This window comes from Stenotrophomonas sp. 89682_Sma (genome assembly GCF_056481405.1).
The window spans coordinates 1,450,004-1,468,573 of record NZ_CM151147.1 but is presented as its reverse complement, the minus strand read 5'-3'; the positions used below and the strand labels follow the sequence as shown (position 1 = coordinate 1,468,573).

The following is an 18,570-nucleotide window of genomic DNA, read 5'->3' as shown; positions in this document are numbered from 1 at the left end:
GCGATTTCCACGCACCCGAGGTCCCCATGTCCAAGCTCGCCTATCGCCGCATCCTTCTGAAACTGTCCGGGGAGGCGCTGATGGGAGATGAGGACTACGGCATCGACCCGAAGATCATCAACCGCCTGGCCCGTGAGGTCATCGAAGCCCAGCAGGCCGGTGCCGAAGTGGCGCTGGTGATCGGCGGCGGCAACATCTTCCGCGGTGCCGGCCTGGCCGCCGGTGGCATGGACCGGGTCACCGGCGACCAGATGGGCATGCTGGCCACTGTCATCAACGCCCTGGCCATGCAGGACGCGCTGGAGAAGCTCGGGGCCAAGGCCCGCGTGATGAGTGCGATCAAGATCAACGACGTGTGTGAGGACTACATCCGCCGCCGCGCCATCCGCCACCTTGAAAAGGGCCGACTGGTGATCTTCGCCGCCGGCGTCGGCAGCCCGTTCTTCACCACCGACTCCGGCGCTGCCCTGCGCGCGATCGAGATCGGCGCCGACCTGCTGCTGAAGGCCACCAAGGTCGACGGCGTGTACGACAAGGACCCGAACAAGCACAGCGATGCGGTCCGCTTCGACAGCCTGAGCTACGACGAAGTGATCCGCCGCGGCCTGGAAGTGATGGATACCGCGGCCTTCGCACTGGCCCGCGACAGCGACCTGCCGATGCGCGTGTTCGACATGGGCCAGCCGGGCGAGCTGCTGAAGATCCTCAACGGCGAGAACATCGGCACCCTGGTCCAGGGCCGCGATCCGGCCTGAGCCTGAGCGCGCGGCGACAACCGGGCCGATTCAGGCCCGGCAGCGTCCCGTATTCGCCTATAATCGCCCGATTCCAGATACATCCAGGACCGGGCGATGCTCAACGACATCAAGAACAACGCGCAGACGCGCATGGCCAAGAGCATCGACGCTCTGAAGCACACCCTCACCTCCATCCGGACCGGGCGTGCCACGCCAGCCCTGCTGGACCGCGTGACGGTCAATGCCTACGGCAACGCCAGCACCCCGCTGAACCAGGTTGCCTCGATCTCCAACGCCGACGCGCACTCGCTGCTGGTCACCCCGTTCGACAAGGGCATGATCAAGGAGATCGAAAAGGGTCTCTACAACGCCGAGTTCACCCCGAACACGCTGGGCACCGCGATCCGCATCAACATGCCGCCGCCGACCGAAGAGCGCCGCAAGGAACTGGCCAAGCAGGTGCAGAAGGAAGGCGAAGGCGCCAAGATCGCGATCCGCAACATCCGTCAGGACGCGAACAAGGAAATCGCCAAGCTGGTCAAGGACAAGGCGATCAGCGAAGACGAAAAGAAGCGCGGCGAAGACGACATCCAGAAGCTGACCGACGCCAACATCAAGGACGTCGACAAGGTCGTCGCCGACAAGGAAAAAGAACTGCTGTCGGTCTGAAGTCGATGCCTTCAGTCCCGCCTCCGTTGCCGGCCGCCCTGCCCCGCCACGTCGCCATCATCATGGATGGCAACGGGCGCTGGGCACAGCAGCGCCGCCGCCCGCGCGTGATCGGCCACCGCGCCGGCGCGCGCGCGGTCAACCGCACCATCGAGCGCTGCCTTGAACTGGGCATTCCGGCGCTGACCCTGTTCGCGTTTTCCAGCGAGAACTGGGGCCGGCCGCAGGAAGAGGTCGACGCCCTGATGAAGCTGTTCCTCGGCGCGCTCGACCGCGAAGTGGACGAGCTGCACCGGCGTGGCGTGCGCGTACGCTTCATCGGCGAACGCGAGCGCTTCGGTGCCGGACTGGTCAGCCGCATGCAGCTGGCCGAGCAGCGCACCGCCGACAACACCACCCTGACCCTGTCGATCGCCGCCAGTTACGGCGGTCGCCAGGACATCGCCCGTGCCGCGCGCGCGCTGGCTGCTGAAGTCGCCGCAGGTCGCCTGCTGCCCGAACAGATCGACGAATCGCTGCTGGGCAGCCAGGTCGCCCTGGCCGACCTGCCGCCGCCGGATCTGTTCATCCGCACCGGTGGCGACACCCGCATCAGCAACTTCCTGCTGTGGCAGCTGGCCTACACCGAGCTGTGGTTCACCGAGGCGCTGTGGCCGGACTTCGATGCCGCCCTGCTGCAGCAGGCGCTGGATGCCTATGGCAGCCGCGAGCGTCGTTTCGGCCTGACCAGCGCCCAGATCGCCGCACTGGCCACCGAGACCTCCAGCCCATGACCAAGACCCGAGTCCTCGCCGCGCTGATCATGGCGCCGGTCGCCATCGCCGCGATCCTGCTGCTGCCGACGCAATGGCTGGCCGCCGCCGCCGCCGCGGTGCTGCTGATCGGCCTGTGGGAATGGCTGAAGCTGGCCGGCATCGAAGACACCCTCGCGCGCACCGTGCTGCTGGTGCTGAACCTGCTGCTGATGGTGCTGCTGGTGTGGGCCGATGGCAGCACGCTGGTGCTGTTCCAGATCACCACATTGGCGGGTGTCGCCTGGTGGCTGGCAGCGCTGGTCTGGCTGCGCTTCTTCAACTTCGGCGCCCAGCCGACTGCCCCCTCCCGGATCGTGAAGATGCTGGCCGGCACCCTGGCCATCGTTCCGGCCTGGGCAGCGCTGGTGCTGATCCACGCTGGCGGTGACCCGCCCGGCAAGCAGGGCCACCTGTGGCTGCTGGCGGCACTGGCACTGGTCTGGGCAGCCGATTCGGGCGCCTATTTCGCCGGCCGTCACTTCGGCAAGCACAAGCTGGCGCCGCGGATCAGCCCCAACAAGACCTGGGAAGGCCTGTTCGGCGGCCTGCTGGCCGGTGTCGCCGTGGCCCTCGGCCTGGGCTGGCTGGCCGGCATCGACATCGCGCACCTGCCGGGCCTGCTGATCACCTCGGTGGTGGCCGTATTCGCGTCGGTGCTGGGTGATCTGTTCGAAAGCCTGATCAAGCGCCACGCCGGTGCCAAAGACTCGGGCAACCTGATTCCGGGCCATGGTGGCGTGCTCGACCGCGTCGACGGTGTCCTCGCCGCCGTGCCGGTGTTCGCGCTGGGCAAGGAAATCTTCGGGTTCTGACCATGAATGCTGTCGCAGACCTGCGCCGGGTCGCCGTATTCGGCGCCACCGGCTCGATCGGTGCCTCCACGCTGGACGTGATCGGCCGCCACCCGCAGCGCTACCAGGCCACGGTGCTGGCCGCCGGCCGGCAGGTCCAGGCGCTGCTGGCGCTGTGCCGCCAGCACAAGCCCGCGCACGCGGTCATCGCCGACGAAGCGCTGTTCACCGAACTGCGCGACGGCCTGCGCGATGCCGGGCTGTCCACCGAAGCCCACGCCGGTCATGCCGCACTGGACCAGCTGGCAGCAAGCGATGCCTGCGACACCGTCGTCGCAGCCATTGTCGGTGCTGCCGGGCTGTCCTCGACCCTCGCCGCCGCTGCGGCCGGCAAGCGCATCCTGCTGGCCAACAAGGAATCGCTGGTACTGGCCGGCGAACTGCTGACCCGCACCGCCGAGCGCGCCGGCGCCGAGATCATTCCGATCGACAGCGAGCACAGCGCGATCTTCCAGTGCCTGCGTTCGCGCGACGCCAGCATCGACGGCGCCGGCGTGCGCCGGATCCTGCTGACCGCCTCCGGTGGCCCATTCCGCGGCCGCAGCCGCGCCGAGCTGGCCGAGGTCACCCCGGCCCAGGCCGTGGCCCACCCGAAGTGGTCGATGGGCCCGAAGATCTCGGTCGATTCGGCGACGTTGATGAACAAGGGCCTTGAGGTGATCGAGGCCCATCACCTGTTCGCGGTGCCCGGCGAGCGCATCGAAGTGCTGGTGCACCCGCAGAGCCTGGTGCATTCGCTGGTCGAGTTCGTCGACGGCTCGACCCTGGCCCAGATGGGCCTGCCGGACATGCGCACCACCCTGGCGGTCGGCCTGGGCTGGCCGCAGCGCATCGAATCAGGCGTGGCTGGACTGGACCTGCTGGCGCAGGGCCGGCTGGATTTCGAGGCGCCTGACACCGACGCCTTCCCCTGCCTGGCGCTGGCCTGGCAGGCCATGCAGGCCGGCGGTACCGCCCCGGCGGTGCTGAACGCCGCCAATGAAGAGGCGGTTTCAGCATTTCTTCAGGGCCGGATCGGTTTCCTGACCATCCCGGAGCTGGTTGCTAACGCTCTTTCAACACTGCCGACCCAGCCAGCCGATACACTGGAGGTCCTGTTGTCCGCCGACCAGCGGGCACGCCAGCTCACCCTGAACGCCATCGACGCCGCCTGAACGACCGCCTCGCCCAGCATGACGCCGCCGCCCCTGCCCGCCACTGTGAGCCTGCATGACTGACTTCATCGGATCGGTCTGGTGGATGATTGTCAGCCTCGGGCTGCTGGTCACGTTCCACGAGTTCGGGCATTACTGGGTCGGCCGCCTCTGTGGGGTCAGGATCCTGCGCTTCTCGGTCGGCTTCGGCCGCCCGCTGTGGTCGCGCCGCGACAAGCACGGTACCGAGTTCGCCATTGCCGCCATCCCGCTGGGTGGCTACGTGAAGTTCCTCGACGAACGTGAGGTCGAGGTCCATCCCCACGAGCGCGGCCAGGCCTTCAACCACAAGACCGTGTGGCAGCGCATCGCCATTGTTGCTGCTGGGCCGATCGCCAATCTGCTGCTGTGCATCCTGCTTCTGTGGGCGATGTTCGTGATCGGCAAGCAGGACTACTCGCCGACGATCGGCCGGGTTGACGGCATCGCCGCCAGTGCCGGCCTGGCCAGCGGTGACCGCGTTCTGCGGGTGGATGACCGCCAGGTCGCCACCCTGGGCGAGGCCAGCATGGCGCTGACCGCCGCCGCGATGGATCGCCGCGACGTCAAGCTTGAAGTACTCGACCCTGCGGACCAGGTGCGCGTGCGCACCCTGCCGCTGTCGCAGCTGCCCGCCGGTTTCGATGAACGACGGGTGCCGATCCTGGCCGGCCTGTACTGGCAGTCGTGGCTGCAGCCTGCGCTGGTCGACTCGCTCACCGCCGATTCGGTGGTCACCGGGCTGCTGCAGCCGGGCGATCTGATCGTGGCGATCGACGGCCAGCGGATCGACAGCGTCGACCAGGTGATCGGCGAGATCCAGGCCCTTGGCCGTGCCGGAGGCCCTGGCATGATCGAGGTCCTGCGAGGCGGTGAACGCCTTGCACTGGAAGTCACGCCCCGCCAGGGCAAGGATGGCAAGGGCAATCCGGTCTGGCAGATCGGCATCGGCTTCCCCACCACCTACAGCCCCTCCTACGACACCCTGCTGCGCTATGGGCCGCTGGATGCGGTGACCGTCGCCGTACGTGAAACCGGCCGGCTTGCCGCCGATTCGCTGGGCATGATGGGCCGCATCGTCACCGGCAAAGCCTCGCTGCAGAACGTTTCCGGGCCCGTCACCATCGCCCGCGTCGCCAATGTCTCGGCCAAGCGCGGCCTCGACTGGTTCCTGCAGTTCCTTGCCCTGCTGTCACTCAGCCTGTGCATCATCAACCTGTTGCCGATCCCGATCTTGGACGGCGGCCACCTGCTGTATTACCTTATCGAGTTGGTCAAGGGCAGCCCGCTGAGCGAGCGTGCCATCGCCGCCGGCCAATACATCGGCCTGGCGTTGCTGGCCGGGCTGATGGGGTTGGCGTTCTACAACGACATCCTCGGCCTGGTCCCGCGATGAACTTTTCCACGTTGTTGCCGTCTACAGCGTCGGCATCCCGCACCAATGAAATCGACCTTCCTACCGGACGTGACATGACGCGACTCCCCAATCGCCGCCTGCTGGCCCTCGCCCTCGCCGCCGTCACCGGCGCTCCCGCCCTGGCCCAGGCAGCCGAGCCCTTCACTGTCAGCGACATCCGCGTCGACGGCCTGCAGCGCATCAGCTCGGGTACGGTGTTCACCTACCTGCCGGTGGAACGTGGCGAGACCATCACCGACAACAAGATCGGCGAGACCATCCGCGCCCTGTACAAGACCGGCTTCTTCGAAGACGTGCAGCTGGACCGCCAGGGCAACATCCTGGTGGTGACGGTCAAGGAACGCCCGGCGATCAACAAGCTGACCGTGACCGGCAACAAGGACATCAAGTCCGAGCAGCTGCTCAAGGGCCTGTCCGACATCGGCCTGACCGAGGGTGGCACCTTCGACCGCCTGAGCCTGGACCGCGTGACCCAGGAACTGCGCCGCCAGTACAACGACCGCGGCAAGTACACCGTCGAGATCACCCCGACCGTGAGCCCGCTGGACCGCAACCGCGTCGACATCGCGATCGCCATCAAGGAAGGCAAGGCGGCCAAGATCCGCCACGTCAACCTGGTCGGCACCGAGAAGTTCGAGAGCAAGGACATCCTGGAGACCTGGGAGTCCAAGGAGCACAACTGGGCGTCGTGGTACCGCCGTGACGACCAGTACTCCAAGGAAAAGCTGTCCGGCGACCTGGAAAAGCTCAACTCCTGGTACCTGGACCGCGGCTACGTCGACTTCAGCATCGATTCCACCCAGGTCTCGATCAGCCCTGACAAGCGCGACATGTTCCTCACCGCGGGCGTGACCGAGGGTGCGCAGTACAAGATCTCCGAGATCAAGGTCAGCGGCGACACCATCCTCCCGCAGGAGGACGTCGAGCGCATGGTGATCCAGAAGTCCGGCGACACGTTCTCGCGTGCCCTGCTGGAATTCAGCTCGGACACCATCACCAACTCGCTGTCCAATATCGGCTACGCGTTCGCCAAGGTGAACCCGATCCCGACCACCAACCGCGCCGACCAGACCGTGGCCATCAACATGCAGGTCGTTCCGGGCCCACGCGTGTCGGTGCGCCGCATCCTGTTCCGCGGCAATACCCGCACGTCCGACGAAGTGATGCGTCGCGAAATGCGCCAGTTCGAGAACAGCTGGTACTCGCAGGCCGCGATCGACCGTTCCAAGATCCGCCTGCAGCGCCTGGGCTACTTCGAGTCGGTGGACGTCGAAACCCCAGCCGTCAGCGGCAGCAACGACCAGGTCGACGTCGTCTACAACGTCAAGGAAACCACCTCCGGCAGCTTCGTGTTCGGCCTGGGCTACTCCCAGTCCTACGGCATGACCACCTCGGTGCAGCTGTCGCAGAACAACTTCCTTGGCGGCGGCAACCGCGTGTCGGTCGAAGCCTCGCGCAGCAGCTACCTGCAGCGTTACGGCTTCAGCTACACCAACCCGTACTTCACCGATGACGGCGTGTCGCTGGGCTACAACCTGTCCTGGCGCGAACTGGACTACTCCGACTTCAACACCGCGCAGTACAACAGCACCAATGGTTCGGCGCAGGTGGTGTTCGGCGTGCCGCTGACCGAGACCGATACCGTCTCGCTGATGTTCGGCATCGACAGCAACCAGATCACCACCTACCGTGGCTCGACTCCCGCCTCGATCATCGATTACATCGATGCGGTCGGTTCGCGCACCTTCCATGCCTGGCGTACCGAGCTCGGCTGGGCGCGCGACTCGCGCAACGACTACTTCATGCCGACCCGCGGTACCTACCAGCGCATCGGCCTGGAAACGACCCTGCCAGGTTCGACCATCGAGTACTACAAGCTGAACTACCAGATCAGCAAGTACTGGCCGATCATGCCGTCGCTGGTGATCAACACCCGCGCCGAAGTGGGCTACGGTGATGCCTACGGCAAGGACTACACCCGCACGATCACCGACGCCGACGGCAAAACCCGTACCGTCACGGCCAGCGGCCTGCCGTTCTTCGAGAACTTCTACGCCGGTGGTACCAACTCGGTCCGCGGCTTCGAGGACAACACCCTCGGTCCGCGCGAAGTGACCCAGGGTTACCCGGAAGGCCAGCCGCTGGGTGGTTCGCTGAAGACCGTCGGTTCGGTCGAAGCCTACTTCCCGCGCCTGTTCGACAGCCCGTCGGCCCGCGTGTCGGCCTTCGTCGACTTCGGTAACGTCTACAACGGCACCAAGAACTTCAAGGCCAACGAGCTGCGCGTGTCCTCCGGTGTCGCCCTGTTGTGGCGCGCCCCGGTCGGCCCGATCTCGATCAGCTACGCGTTCCCGCTGAAGAAGGAAGACGGCGACAAGATCGAACGGCTGCAGTTCACGTTCGGTGGGCAGTTCTGACGAACCGCCCTGCGGTTCATCAGAACTGCACGCGCATCCCTCCTATCCCCCGCGCCGTCGGCGCGCCCCCCCTTAACAAAGGGGGGCTCTCCACCAGACGGAGCGCGAAGCGCCGGGCACTGCCCGGCGTTTTCGTTTGGCCCGGATGCCGGAAACGCCCGCTCTGCTTTTGATCTTTTCTGTTTTTCCGTGGCTGGCACTCGCGCCACGCCGTCGGAGGTCGGACGGGGCGGGGCTGCGGGGGTGTGAGCCGCATGGAAGCGGCGACCAAGGCTACATGGACGTACTTGCGCCGCCCCCCGCAGCCCCGCCCCGTCCGACCCAGCCCATGACACTGGCTCTGCCGGCCGCGAGGGGCCCTGCCGTTGGCTGCATGCCCCCCGCATGACCGCAATGGCGTCACACGTTAAACTCCCGCCGTGAATACTCCCACCTACACCGCCCAGCAACTCGCCGAGCAGTTCGGCCTGCAGGTCCATGGCGACCCCGCCACCGCCATCCATGGCGTGGCCACCCTCGCCCATGCCGGTCCTGGCCAGCTGACCTTCCTCGCCAACCCGCGCTACCGCACCCAGCTGGCCGACAGCCAGGCCTCACTGGTCGTGCTGCGCGCCGACGATGCCGAGGCCGCCCCCGGCGCCGCGCTCGTGGCCAAGGACCCGTACACCACCTTCGCCAAGATCGCCGCGCTGTTCGACATCGCACCGACGCGCCCGCCGGGCATCCACCCCAGCGCCGTCATCGATCCCAGCGCCCAGGTCGCCGTCAGCGCCCATATCGGTCCCTTCGTCTCCATCGGCGCGCGCAGCGTGGTCGGTGAGAACTGCATCATCGGCACCGGCAGCGTGATCGGCGAAGACTGCAGCCTGGACAGCGGCTGCGAGCTGATCGCCCGGGTCACCCTGGTCACCCGGGTCAAGCTCGGCAAGCGCGTGCGCGTGCACCCGGGTGCCGTGCTCGGCGCCGATGGCTTCGGCCTGGCGATGGACGCTGGCAAGTGGATCAAGGTGCCGCAGCTCGGCGGCGTGCGCATCGGCGACGATTGCGAAATCGGCGCCAACACCTGCGTCGACCGCGGTGCGCTGGAAGACACCGTGCTGGACGAGGACGTGCGCCTGGACAACCTGGTGCAGATCGCGCACAACGTGCAGATCGGCGCGCACTCGGCCATCGCCGGCTGCACCGGCATCGCCGGCAGCGCCAAGATCGGCCGTTACTGCCTGCTCGGTGGCCACGTCGGCGTGGTCGGCCACCTCGAGATCTGCGACAAGGTCGTGATCACCGGCAAGTCGGTGGTCCGCAATTCCATCCATGAGCCGGGCGAGTACTCGTCCGGCACCCCGTTGACCGACAACCGCACGTGGCGCAAGAACGCCGCGCGCTTCAAGCAGCTGGACGCATTGGCTCGCCGCGTCCTGGCTGCTGGCAAGGAGAAAGAATGAACGACACGCTGCAGCTTCCTATCGACGTCTGCCAGATCCAGGAACTGCTCCCGCACCGTTACCCGTTCCTGCTGGTGGACCGGGTGCTTGAACTCGACATCGAGGCCAAGCGCATCCTGGCGCAGAAGAACGTCAGCATCAACGAGCCGTTCTTCCAGGGCCACTTCCCGGGCCGCCCGATCATGCCCGGCGTGCTGATCATCGAAGCGCTGGCCCAGGCCGGTGGCGTGATGACCCAGCTCACGCTCGGCCGCGATGCGCAGTCCAAGCTGTTCTACATGGTCAAGGTGGAAAACGCCCGCTTCAACAAGCAGGTCGTCCCCGGCGACGTGCTGATGCTGGATGTGCAGATGAAGCGCCTGATCCGCAACATGGGCTGGTACTACGGCGAAGCCAAGGTCAACGGTGAAGTCGTTGCCTCGGCCGAAGTCATGTGCGCCGGCGCCAAGGGCTGATCCACTGGAGGCAGGAATGACTGACAACGCACCGCGGATCCACCCGACCGCCGTCATCGATCCGGCCGCGCGCCTGGCCGATGACGTCCAGGTCGGCGCGTTCACCCTGATCGGGGCCGATGTCGAAATCGGTGCCGGCACGGTGGTCGGCCCCCACTGCAGCATCCACGGCCCGACGCGGATCGGCCGCGACAACCGCTTCATCGGCCATGCCGCGATCGGTGGCGAGCCGCAGGACAAGAAGTTCGCCGGCGAACGCACCGAACTGGTGATCGGCGACCGCAACGTGTTCCGCGAGTTCGTCACCCTGAACCGTGGCACCGGCGGCGGCGGCGGCATCACCACCATCGGCAACGACAACTGGATGCTGGCCTACACGCACGTGGCGCACGACTGCCATGTCGGCAACTTCTGCGTGTTCTCCAACAACACCACGCTGGCCGGGCACGTGACCGTGGGCGACTACGTGATCATCAGCGGCTTCGCCGGTGCCCACCAGTTCTGCCGCATCGGTGCGCACGCCTTCCTCGGCATGGGCGCGCTGACCAATGGCGACGTACCGCCGTTCACCATGGTCGGCACCGATTCGCTGGGCCGCCCGCGCGGCATCAACAGCGAAGGTCTGAAGCGTCGCGGCTTCGATGCCGAGCGCATTTCCGCCATCAAGCGTGCCTACCGCACCCTGTACGTGGCAGGCCTGCCGCTGGCCGAAGCCAAGGTGCAGCTGACCGAACAGGCGCGTGACAGCGATGACGTGAAGGCGATGCTGGACTTCATCGAGCACGCCGAGAGGCCCTTGCTGCGATGAGCAGCACGACCGGCCAGGCGCCGGCCGGCGCCGCCGTGATTCCGCTGGCCTCGATGGCCGGCAGCGTCCCTGCCCAGCGGGTGCTCAGCGAGCGCCCGTTGCGGATTGCCCTGGTGGCCGGTGAGGCCTCCGGCGATCTGCTCGGTGCGGGCCTGGTGCGCGAACTGAAAGCACGCTTCCCGAATGCCGAATTCGCCGGCATCGGCGGCGATGCCATGCGCAGCGCCGGCTGCCAGACCTGGCACGATGCCAGCGAACTGGCGGTGATGGGCCTGACTGAAGTACTGCGCCATCTCCCACGCCTGTTGAAACTGCGTTCGGCGTTCCGCCAGCGTGCGCTGGAATGGCAGCCGGACGTGTTCATCGGCATCGACGCGCCCGACTTCAACCTGGGCATCGAGCGCTGGCTGAAGCAGCGCGGCGTGCGCACCGTGCACTACGTCAGCCCCTCGGTCTGGGCCTGGCGCGAGAAGCGGGCGGAGAAGATCGGCAGCAGCGCCGACCTGGTGCTGTGCCTGTTCCCGATGGAACCGCCGATCTATGCCAAACACGGCATCGACGCGCGCTTCGTCGGCCACCCGATGGCCGATGACATTCCGCTGCAGGGCAACCGCGAGGAGGCCCGTGCCGCGCTTGGCCTGCCGACCTCGGCCAAGGTACTGGCAGTGTTGCCAGGCAGCCGCCTGGGCGAGATTGCGCGCCTGGGCGAACCGTTCTTCGAGGCCGCCTGGCAGGTCTCCGAACGCATCCCCGGCCTGCACGTGGTGGTGCCCGCGGCCAACCCGGCCTGCAAGCGTCTGATCGAAGAGCAGCTGTCACGCTCAGCGCTGCCGGTGGCCTTCTCGCACGTACTCGACGGCGAGGCACGCAACGCGATGATCGCCGCCGATGTGGTGGTGCTGGCCTCCGGCACCGCGACGCTGGAGGCGATGCTGGTCAAGCGGCCGATGGTGGTCGGTTACCGCGTCAACGAGCTGACCTACCGCCTGGTCAAGGCGCTGGGCCTGATCAAGGTCGACCGCTTTGCCCTGCCCAACATCCTGGCGGGCCAGGACCTGGCACCGGAACTGATGCAGCACGACTGCACGCCGGACAAGCTGGCGGCAGCCATCCAGCAGTGGTTCGACCACCCACAGCGGGTGACCGACCTGCAGGACACCTATGCCCGCCTGCACGAGCGCCTGCGCCGCAATGCCTCGGCCCGCGCGGCCGATGCGGTGGGCGAGCTGCTGATGCGCGACCAGGCCCAGGCATGAGCCGCCGCCACGCCGCAGCGGCCAGCCTGGCCCTGTTCGACGGCGCCGCCGTGGTCGAGCCGGAGCGTCTGGTCGCCGGCGTCGACGAAGCCGGCCGTGGTCCGCTGGCCGGACCGGTCGCGGTGGCAGCAGTGGTGTTCGATCCATCCCGGCCGCGCATCAACGGCCTGGACGATTCCAAGCAGCTGACCGCGGCCCGTCGCGAGCAGCTGCATGACCGCATCGTCGAGCGCGCCCTGGCCTGGCATGTGGTGCTGGTGGACGCGGACACCATCGACCGCCTGAACATCTACCAGGCCACCCTGCAGGGCATGCGCGACGTGGTCGCGGCAGTGGCCCACGTGGCCGGCTTCGCCCGCATCGACGGCAACGTGGTGCCCAAGGGCCTGGTGCTGCCGGCGCAGGCCCTGGTCGGGGGTGATGGCATCGACCGTTCGATCATGGCCGCCTCGATCCTGGCCAAGGTCTCGCGCGACCGCTACATGCAGGACGTGCACGCCCGCCACCCTCAGTATGGGTTCGAGCAGCACAAGGGCTATGGCACCCCGGCTCACCTGGCCGCGTTGCGCGAGCACGGCCCCTGCGAGGAGCACCGCCGCAGCTTCGCCCCGGTACGTGAGTGCCTGCAGGCCGAGCAGGCCGCCACGATCGCCTGAACAGCCGCCGGGCCATGCCCGGCGGTATTCGCGCAATCGACGTACCGTCAAGTCCTTGTCGCCTCCCCCCGCCCTCGCTACCCTGACCGGGCACTCCAGCGCTTCCCGACCCCGGCGACGATTCCCCCGTCGGCACCCGGGGCCCGCGCGCTCCAACCTGGTCCGGCATGTCCAACTCCCGCTTCGTACATCTCCACGTCCACACCGAGTTCTCGCTGGCGGACTCCACCATCCGTGTGCCGGCCAAGCCGGACCAGGCGGACCCGAAGAAGGCCAAGCAGGCCAACCTGCTGTCGCGCTCGGTCGAACTCGGCCTGCCCGCGCTGGCGGTCACCGACCTCAACAACCTGTTCGCCCTGGTCAAGTTCTACAAGGCCGCCGAAGGCGTGGGCATCAAGCCGATCGCCGGTGCCGACGTGCTGATCGCCGAGGAAGGCCAGGACCCGTGGCGGATGACCCTGCTGTGCCGCGACCGCGAGGGCTACCTGAGCCTGTCGCGGTTGCTGACCCGCGCCTGGATGGAAGGCCATCGCCCGGAGGGCGGTGTGGCCATCCACCCGGACTGGCTGAAGGCCGGCAATGCCAACCTGTTCGCACTGGCCGGCCGGCAGAGCCTGGCCGGGCGCCTGGCACTGGACGGCAAGCATGAACTGGCCGAACAGCAGCTGGCCGACTGGCAGCGCGTGTTCGGCGATGGCCTGCACCTGGAACTGACCCGTACCGGCCGCGAGGGCGAGGAAACCTTCAATCAGTTCGCGCTGATGGCGGCCGGCCAGCGTGGCCTGCCGGTGGTGGCCAGCAATGATGTGCGCTTCCTGTCGCCGACCGATTTCAGCGCGCACGAAGCGCGCGTGTGCATTTCCACCGGCCGCGTGCTGGACGACCCCAAGCGCCCGCGCGAGTACAGCGACCAGCAGTACCTGAAGTCGGCCGAGGAAATGTGCGCGCTGTTCGCCGACATTCCCGATGCGATCGACAACACGATGGCGCTGGCCGAGCGCTGCAACATCGAGATGCGCCTGGGCACCTACTTCCTGCCCAATTACCCGGTGCCCGACGACGAAACGCTGGACACCTGGATCCAGAAGATGTCGCGCGACGGCCTGACCGAGCGCCTGGAGAAGAATCCGCTGGCGCCGGGCAAGACCCGCGAGGAATACTTCGAACGCCTGGAGTTCGAGCTCAACACCATCATCAAGATGGGCTTCCCCGGCTACTTCCTGATCGTGGCCGACTTCATCCAGTGGGGCAAGAACCAGGGCATCCCGATTGGCCCCGGCCGTGGTTCGGGTGCCGGTTCGCTGGTGGCGTGGGCGCTGAAGATCACCGATCTGGACCCGCTGCCCTACAACCTGCTGTTCGAGCGCTTCCTGAACCCGGAACGCGTGTCGATGCCCGACTTCGACATCGACTTCTGCATGGACCGCCGCGACGAAGTGATCGACTACGTCGCGCGCAAGTATGGGCGCGAACGCGTCAGCCAGATCATCACCTACGGCACCATGGCGGCCAAGGCGGTGGTGCGCGACTCCGGCCGCGTGCTGGGCTTCCCGTATGGCCTGGTCGACGGTGTTTCCAAGCTGATCCCGAACATCCTCGGCATCCACCTGAAGGATGCGCTGGGCAAGGGCAAGGAAGGCCCCAGTTCGGAAATGGCCTCGCCGGAGCTGATCCAGCGCTACGAGACCGAGGACGATGTCCGCGACCTGATCGACCTGGCGCTGCAGCTGGAGGACCTGACCCGCAACGCCGGCAAGCACGCCGGTGGCGTGGTGATCGGGCCCGAACCGCTGAGCGAGTTCTGCCCGCTGTACGCCGAACACGACGAGAACGGCCTCGGCAAGAACCCGGTCACCCAGTTCGACAAGAACGACGTGGAAGAAGTGGGCCTGGTGAAGTTCGACTTCCTCGGCCTGCGCACGCTGACCATCATCGATTGGGCAGTGAAGGCGATCAACAAGCGCCACGAACGCGCGGGCATCCCGCCGGTGGACATCGCCGCGATTCCGCTCGACGACACGCCCACCTACAAGGACATCTTCGCCAACGGCAACACCGGCGCGGTGTTCCAGTTCGAATCCTCGGGCATGCGCCGCCTGCTGAAGGACGCGCGCCCCGACCGCTTCGAAGACCTGATCGCGCTGGTGTCGCTGTACCGCCCCGGCCCGATGGACCTGATTCCCTCCTTCAACGCGCGTAAGCACGGCCAGGAAGAAATCATCTATCCCGATCCGCGCACCGAAGCGATCCTGAAGGACACCTACGGCATCATGGTGTACCAGGAGCAGGTGATGCAGATGGCGCAGATCGTCGGCGGCTACTCGCTGGGCGGCGCCGACCTGCTGCGCCGTGCGATGGGCAAGAAGGTGCCGGCCGAAATGGCCAAGCACCGCGAGATCTTCCGCGAGGGCGCGGCCAAGGACGGCGTGGACGAAGCCAAGGCCGATGCGATCTTCGACCTGATGGAGAAGTTCGCCGGCTACGGCTTCAACAAGTCGCACGCCGCCGCCTACGCGCTGGTCAGTTACCAGACCGCGTGGCTGAAGCGCCATTACCCGGCCGAGTTCATGGCCGCGACGCTGTCGTCCGACCTGGACAACACCGACAAGGTGGTCGGCTTCCTCGACGAAGTACGCAACCTCGGCCTGACCGTGCTGCCGCCGAAGGTGAACCAGTCGGCCTTCATGTTCGAAGCGGTCACCCCGGACACCATCCAGTACGGCCTGGGCGCGATCAAGGGCGTCGGCCAGGGCGCCTGCGAAGCGGTGGTCGACGAGCGCCTGAAGGGCGGCGAGTACAAGGACCTGCTCGACTTCTGCACCCGCGTCGGCTCGGCCAAGCTCAACCGGCGCACGCTGGAAGCGATGATCAACTGCGGTGCGCTGGACGAGCTCGGTCGCAACCGTGCCTCGCTGATGCTGCAGCTGCCGGAGGTGATCAAGGCCACCGACCAGATGGCACGCGAGCGTGCTTCGGGGCAGAACTCGCTGTTCGGCGGCCCGGACCCGAGCGCGACCACAATCCAGCTGGACCTGCCCGAGGCCGAGGAATGGCCGTTGCTGCAGCGCCTGAACGGCGAGCGCGACACGCTGGGCTTCTACCTCAGCGGCCACCCGTTCGATCCCTGGCGCGATGATGTGCGCGACTTGGTCGGCAACGATCTGGGCTCGGTGGAGAAGATCTGGAGCGCCAACAGCGGTGGCGGCGGTGGCGGCGAAAAGCGCTGGCGCCCGGAAGTGCAGACCGTGCTGGCCGGCCAGGTGGTCGGCGTGCGCCGCAAGGGCGAGAGCCAGATCTTCATCCAGCTGGAAGATGGCCGCGGCCGCGTCGAGTGCAGCGCGTTCTCCGACGCGATGGCCGAGTTCGGCCACCTGATGACCAAGGACCGCATCCTGGTGGTCAAGGGTGGCCTGCGCGAGGACGAATTCAACGGCGGCTACGCATTGCGCATCCGCCAGTGCTGGGACTTCGATGAGGTCTGCGCCAACTACGCCACGCGGCTGTCGCTGCGCCTGGACCTGCGCCAGCAGCGCCCGGTCTGGGAGCGCATCGACGCCCTGCTCGACCGCCATCGCCCCGGACGCACCCCCCTGCGCCTGGACCTGCTGCTGAAGGGTCCGCAGGGCGGCGTCGCCGGCATGCTCGATGTCTCCGGGCAAAGCGCGGTGCGCATCGATTCCAAGTTGATGGAGGCGCTGCGCGCCGACCCGGCCGTGCGCACGCTGAAGGTGCGCTACAGCCCACCGTGGGCCAGCTGAGGCTGGCTCCCTGGTTTTCCTGAACCCCCTGTTTCCCCGTTCCAAGTATCAAGGACGATTGCCCATGAAGACCCTGCTGTTCCCGTTCGCCGCCGCTCTGGCCCTGGCCGCCTGCTCGCCGTCGAAGATCGAGTTCCAGATCGACAACCCGACCGACACGCCGCTGGCGCTGAGCATCGATGGCAAGGACCTGCCGGTGGCCGCACAGGGTTCGCGCCCGATCTCGCTCGCCGTCGGTGAGCACCGCCTGCACACCGACAAACTGGGCGACGTGCGCTTCATCGTCTACGTCGATGGCCGCGGCGGACTGATCAACCCGACCCTGAGCGAGTACGTGGTCGCCCGCGAGATCTACGTCACCGACGAGAGCAAGCTGAAGAACTTCGGCACCGGCAAGGCTGGCATCGAGCTGGGTGGCGTCGACTTCGAAGGCCCGTTCGAGAAGCACCACGAACTGTTCATCGACAAGACCTGGACCTACGGCGTGCGCGAGCCCTTCCCGAAGGAAAAGGTGGTGGCCCACGTCGACTCCAGCGGTGGCCAGATCGTGGCCAAGGTGTTCACCGCGCCGGACTTCATCGCCTACGTCGAAGAAGGCATGGGCGAGCCAGGTGCGTTCAAGCGCGAGCAGCCGGCTGGCTACGTGGCCCCGGCCTACAGCCTGGAACCGGCCCCGGCCAGCCTGCCGGCGCTGGTACCGGCCTTCGAGACCCACGCCGCGCCGCTGCGCGAGGTCTATGCGCACTGGCTGAAGGCCACCACCGCCGATGAACAGAAGGCCCTGCGCAAGCAGGACTTCGCCGCGCAGATGGCCTTCACCTCGGCCACCGCCACCCTGGGCAGCGGGCTGGGCCGGGAGGCCAACGAGGCCTACAACGACTTCGTCTCCCAGCGCAGCCAGCTGATGGGCCGCAGCGCCCTGGTGGTGCCCTGAGCTGACTGGCGCGCCCTGCCCGGCTGCGCTACCGTCGCCTTCCAGACGAGGGCGTACGGGTGGTTTGCACGCATTCGGCTAGAATTCCCCTCTTCTTTACACGACGGCTTCCGATGAATCCGAACTACCTCGACTTCGAGCAACCCATCGCCGACCTGGAAGCCAAGATCCAGGAACTGCGCAACGCCAGTGCCGGGCCGGCGGTCAATGTCGAGGCGGAAGTGCACGCGCTGCAGGACAAGCTGCGCATGCGCACCGCGCAGATCTTCCGCAACCTGACCTCGTGGCAGGTGCTGCAGCTGGCCCGCCACCCGTCGCGTCCGTACACCGCCGACTACCTGCGCATCATCTGCGATGAGTTCCAGGAACTGGCCGGTGATCGCGCCTTCGCCGACGACAAGGCCATCATGGGCGGCCTGGCCCGCATCAATGGCCGTTCCGTGATGGTGATCGGCCACCAGAAGGGCCGTGACACCAAGGAAAAGATCAAGCGCAACTTCGGCATGCCCAAGCCGGAGGGCTACCGCAAGGCCCTGCGCCTGATGAAGATGGCCGAGCGCTTCGGCCTGCCGGTGCTGACCCTGATCGACACCGCCGGCGCCTGGCCGGGCATTGACGCCGAATCGCGCGGCCAGTCCGAAGCGATCGCACGCAACCTGATCGAGATGGCCGAACTGAAGGTGCCGATCATCTGCACCGTGATCGGTGAAGGCGGCTCCGGCGGCGCGCTGGCGCTGGGCGTGGGCGACCGCACCGTGATGCTGGAATACGCGGTGTACTCGACCATCACGCCGGAAGGCTGCGCCTCGATCCTGTGGAAGGACGCCGGCAAGGCCAAGGAAGCCGCCGAGCAGCTGGGCCTGACCGCCCCGCGCCTGAAGAGCCTGGGCCTGGTGGACAAGGTCGTGCGCGAGCCGACCGGTGGCGCCCACCGCAACCCGACGCAGATGGCCAAGCGCCTGAAGGCCGTGCTGCTGAACGAACTGGACGCGCTCGAAAAGCTGTCCACCGAGCAGCTGTTGGAACAGCGCTACGCGCGCCTGCGCAGCTACGGCACGTACGAAGCCGCCTGAGGTACTGCCGGCCGCTGGCCGGCAGCATCCGGGTAATTGCACAAACGAAAGAGCCGGGCAGATGCCCGGCTCTTTCGTTTGTGCCCTCACGGCATCCACGCATGGCGTGGATCTACCGGGCGTGTCCACGC

At 67.0% G+C, this 18,570-nt stretch carries 15 protein-coding genes; all 15 read left to right on the top strand.

Annotated elements, in window-relative coordinates:
* Window positions 1–26 precede the first annotated feature (26 nt).
* Window positions 27–755, top strand: coding sequence for a UMP kinase (gene pyrH / locus ACZK29_RS06775; RefSeq protein ID WP_005408745.1), 729 nt, complete (start codon window positions 27–29; stop codon window positions 753–755).
* A gap of 96 nt (window positions 756–851) precedes the next feature.
* Complete coding sequence (gene frr / locus ACZK29_RS06770) at window positions 852–1,406, top strand: ribosome recycling factor (RefSeq protein WP_049427358.1); 555 nt, start codon at window positions 852–854, stop codon at window positions 1,404–1,406.
* A gap of 5 nt (window positions 1,407–1,411) precedes the next feature.
* Window positions 1,412–2,179 carry a polyprenyl diphosphate synthase gene (uppS, locus tag ACZK29_RS06765; protein ID WP_106550900.1) on the top strand — a complete coding sequence of 256 codons (768 nt, stop codon included), beginning with the start codon at window positions 1,412–1,414 and terminating at the stop codon, window positions 2,177–2,179.
* The gene (locus ACZK29_RS06760) at window positions 2,176–3,012 is read left to right on the top strand and encodes a phosphatidate cytidylyltransferase (RefSeq protein WP_111112821.1); all 837 of its coding nucleotides are present in this window, start codon (window positions 2,176–2,178) and stop codon (window positions 3,010–3,012) included. Before uppS ends, ACZK29_RS06760 begins: the two co-directional genes overlap by 4 nt.
* Window positions 3,013–3,014: 2 nt before the next feature.
* Window positions 3,015–4,205: a 1-deoxy-D-xylulose-5-phosphate reductoisomerase gene (locus ACZK29_RS06755; protein ID WP_111204209.1), complete on the top strand. Its 1,191-nt coding sequence runs from the start codon at window positions 3,015–3,017 to the stop codon at window positions 4,203–4,205.
* A 55-nt stretch (window positions 4,206–4,260) separates the two neighbouring features.
* Window positions 4,261–5,619, top strand: a complete 1,359-nt coding sequence (gene rseP, locus ACZK29_RS06750; RefSeq protein ID WP_111204210.1) for an RIP metalloprotease RseP — start codon at window positions 4,261–4,263, stop codon at window positions 5,617–5,619.
* A 74-nt stretch (window positions 5,620–5,693) separates the two neighbouring features.
* A complete protein-coding gene (gene bamA / locus ACZK29_RS06745) occupies window positions 5,694–8,057 on the top strand; it encodes an outer membrane protein assembly factor BamA (RefSeq protein WP_111204211.1) in 2,364 nt (787 codons plus the stop codon).
* A gap of 419 nt (window positions 8,058–8,476) precedes the next feature.
* The gene (gene lpxD, locus ACZK29_RS06740; protein ID WP_111204212.1) at window positions 8,477–9,499 is read left to right on the top strand and encodes a UDP-3-O-(3-hydroxymyristoyl)glucosamine N-acyltransferase; all 1,023 of its coding nucleotides are present in this window, start codon (window positions 8,477–8,479) and stop codon (window positions 9,497–9,499) included.
* Window positions 9,496–9,954 carry a 3-hydroxyacyl-ACP dehydratase FabZ gene (fabZ, locus tag ACZK29_RS06735; RefSeq protein WP_012479607.1) on the top strand — a complete coding sequence of 153 codons (459 nt, stop codon included), beginning with the start codon at window positions 9,496–9,498 and terminating at the stop codon, window positions 9,952–9,954. Before lpxD ends, fabZ begins: the two co-directional genes overlap by 4 nt.
* Before the next feature lie 16 nt (window positions 9,955–9,970).
* A complete protein-coding gene (gene lpxA, locus ACZK29_RS06730) occupies window positions 9,971–10,762 on the top strand; it encodes an acyl-ACP--UDP-N-acetylglucosamine O-acyltransferase (protein ID WP_005412736.1) in 792 nt (263 codons plus the stop codon).
* Window positions 10,763–10,815: 53 nt separating this feature from the next.
* Window positions 10,816–12,018: a lipid-A-disaccharide synthase gene (lpxB, locus tag ACZK29_RS06725; RefSeq protein ID WP_111204217.1), complete on the top strand. Its 1,203-nt coding sequence runs from the start codon at window positions 10,816–10,818 to the stop codon at window positions 12,016–12,018.
* A complete protein-coding gene (locus ACZK29_RS06720) occupies window positions 12,015–12,674 on the top strand; it encodes a ribonuclease HII (protein WP_111204213.1) in 660 nt (219 codons plus the stop codon). Before lpxB ends, ACZK29_RS06720 begins: the two co-directional genes overlap by 4 nt.
* 167 nt (window positions 12,675–12,841) lie before the next feature.
* Entirely contained in the window at window positions 12,842–16,432 is a 3,591-nt protein-coding gene (gene dnaE, locus ACZK29_RS06715) for a DNA polymerase III subunit alpha (RefSeq protein WP_164147117.1), read from the top strand.
* 64 nt (window positions 16,433–16,496) lie between these two features.
* Window positions 16,497–17,366, top strand: a complete 870-nt coding sequence (locus tag ACZK29_RS06710) for a hypothetical protein (RefSeq protein WP_111204215.1) — start codon at window positions 16,497–16,499, stop codon at window positions 17,364–17,366.
* A gap of 113 nt (window positions 17,367–17,479) precedes the next feature.
* Entirely contained in the window at window positions 17,480–18,439 is a 960-nt protein-coding gene (locus ACZK29_RS06705) for an acetyl-CoA carboxylase carboxyltransferase subunit alpha (protein ID WP_111112814.1), read from the top strand.
* Window positions 18,440–18,570: the final 131 nt, after the last annotated feature.

Excerpts from the sequence above, each read along its gene's own strand:
- fabZ (WP_012479607.1), top strand. The coding sequence starts at position 9,496 with ATGAACGACACGCTGCAGCTTCCTATCGACGTCTGCCAGATCCAGGAA.
- bamA (WP_111204211.1), top strand. The coding sequence starts at position 5,694 with ATGACGCGACTCCCCAATCGCCGCCTGCTGGCCCTCGCCCTCGCCGCC.
- dnaE (WP_164147117.1), top strand. The coding sequence starts at position 12,842 with ATGTCCAACTCCCGCTTCGTACATCTCCACGTCCACACCGAGTTCTCG.
- frr (WP_049427358.1), top strand. The coding sequence starts at position 852 with ATGCTCAACGACATCAAGAACAACGCGCAGACGCGCATGGCCAAGAGC.
- ACZK29_RS06710 (WP_111204215.1), top strand. The coding sequence starts at position 16,497 with ATGAAGACCCTGCTGTTCCCGTTCGCCGCCGCTCTGGCCCTGGCCGCC.
- lpxB (WP_111204217.1), top strand. The coding sequence starts at position 10,816 with ATGGCCGGCAGCGTCCCTGCCCAGCGGGTGCTCAGCGAGCGCCCGTTG.
- ACZK29_RS06755 (WP_111204209.1), top strand. The coding sequence starts at position 3,015 with ATGAATGCTGTCGCAGACCTGCGCCGGGTCGCCGTATTCGGCGCCACC.
- rseP (WP_111204210.1), top strand. The coding sequence starts at position 4,261 with ATGACTGACTTCATCGGATCGGTCTGGTGGATGATTGTCAGCCTCGGG.
- ACZK29_RS06705 (WP_111112814.1), top strand. The coding sequence starts at position 17,480 with ATGAATCCGAACTACCTCGACTTCGAGCAACCCATCGCCGACCTGGAA.
- lpxA (WP_005412736.1), top strand. The coding sequence starts at position 9,971 with ATGACTGACAACGCACCGCGGATCCACCCGACCGCCGTCATCGATCCG.
- ACZK29_RS06720 (WP_111204213.1), top strand. The coding sequence starts at position 12,015 with ATGAGCCGCCGCCACGCCGCAGCGGCCAGCCTGGCCCTGTTCGACGGC.
- uppS (WP_106550900.1), top strand. The coding sequence starts at position 1,412 with ATGCCTTCAGTCCCGCCTCCGTTGCCGGCCGCCCTGCCCCGCCACGTC.
- pyrH (WP_005408745.1), top strand. The coding sequence starts at position 27 with ATGTCCAAGCTCGCCTATCGCCGCATCCTTCTGAAACTGTCCGGGGAG.
- ACZK29_RS06760 (WP_111112821.1), top strand. The coding sequence starts at position 2,176 with ATGACCAAGACCCGAGTCCTCGCCGCGCTGATCATGGCGCCGGTCGCC.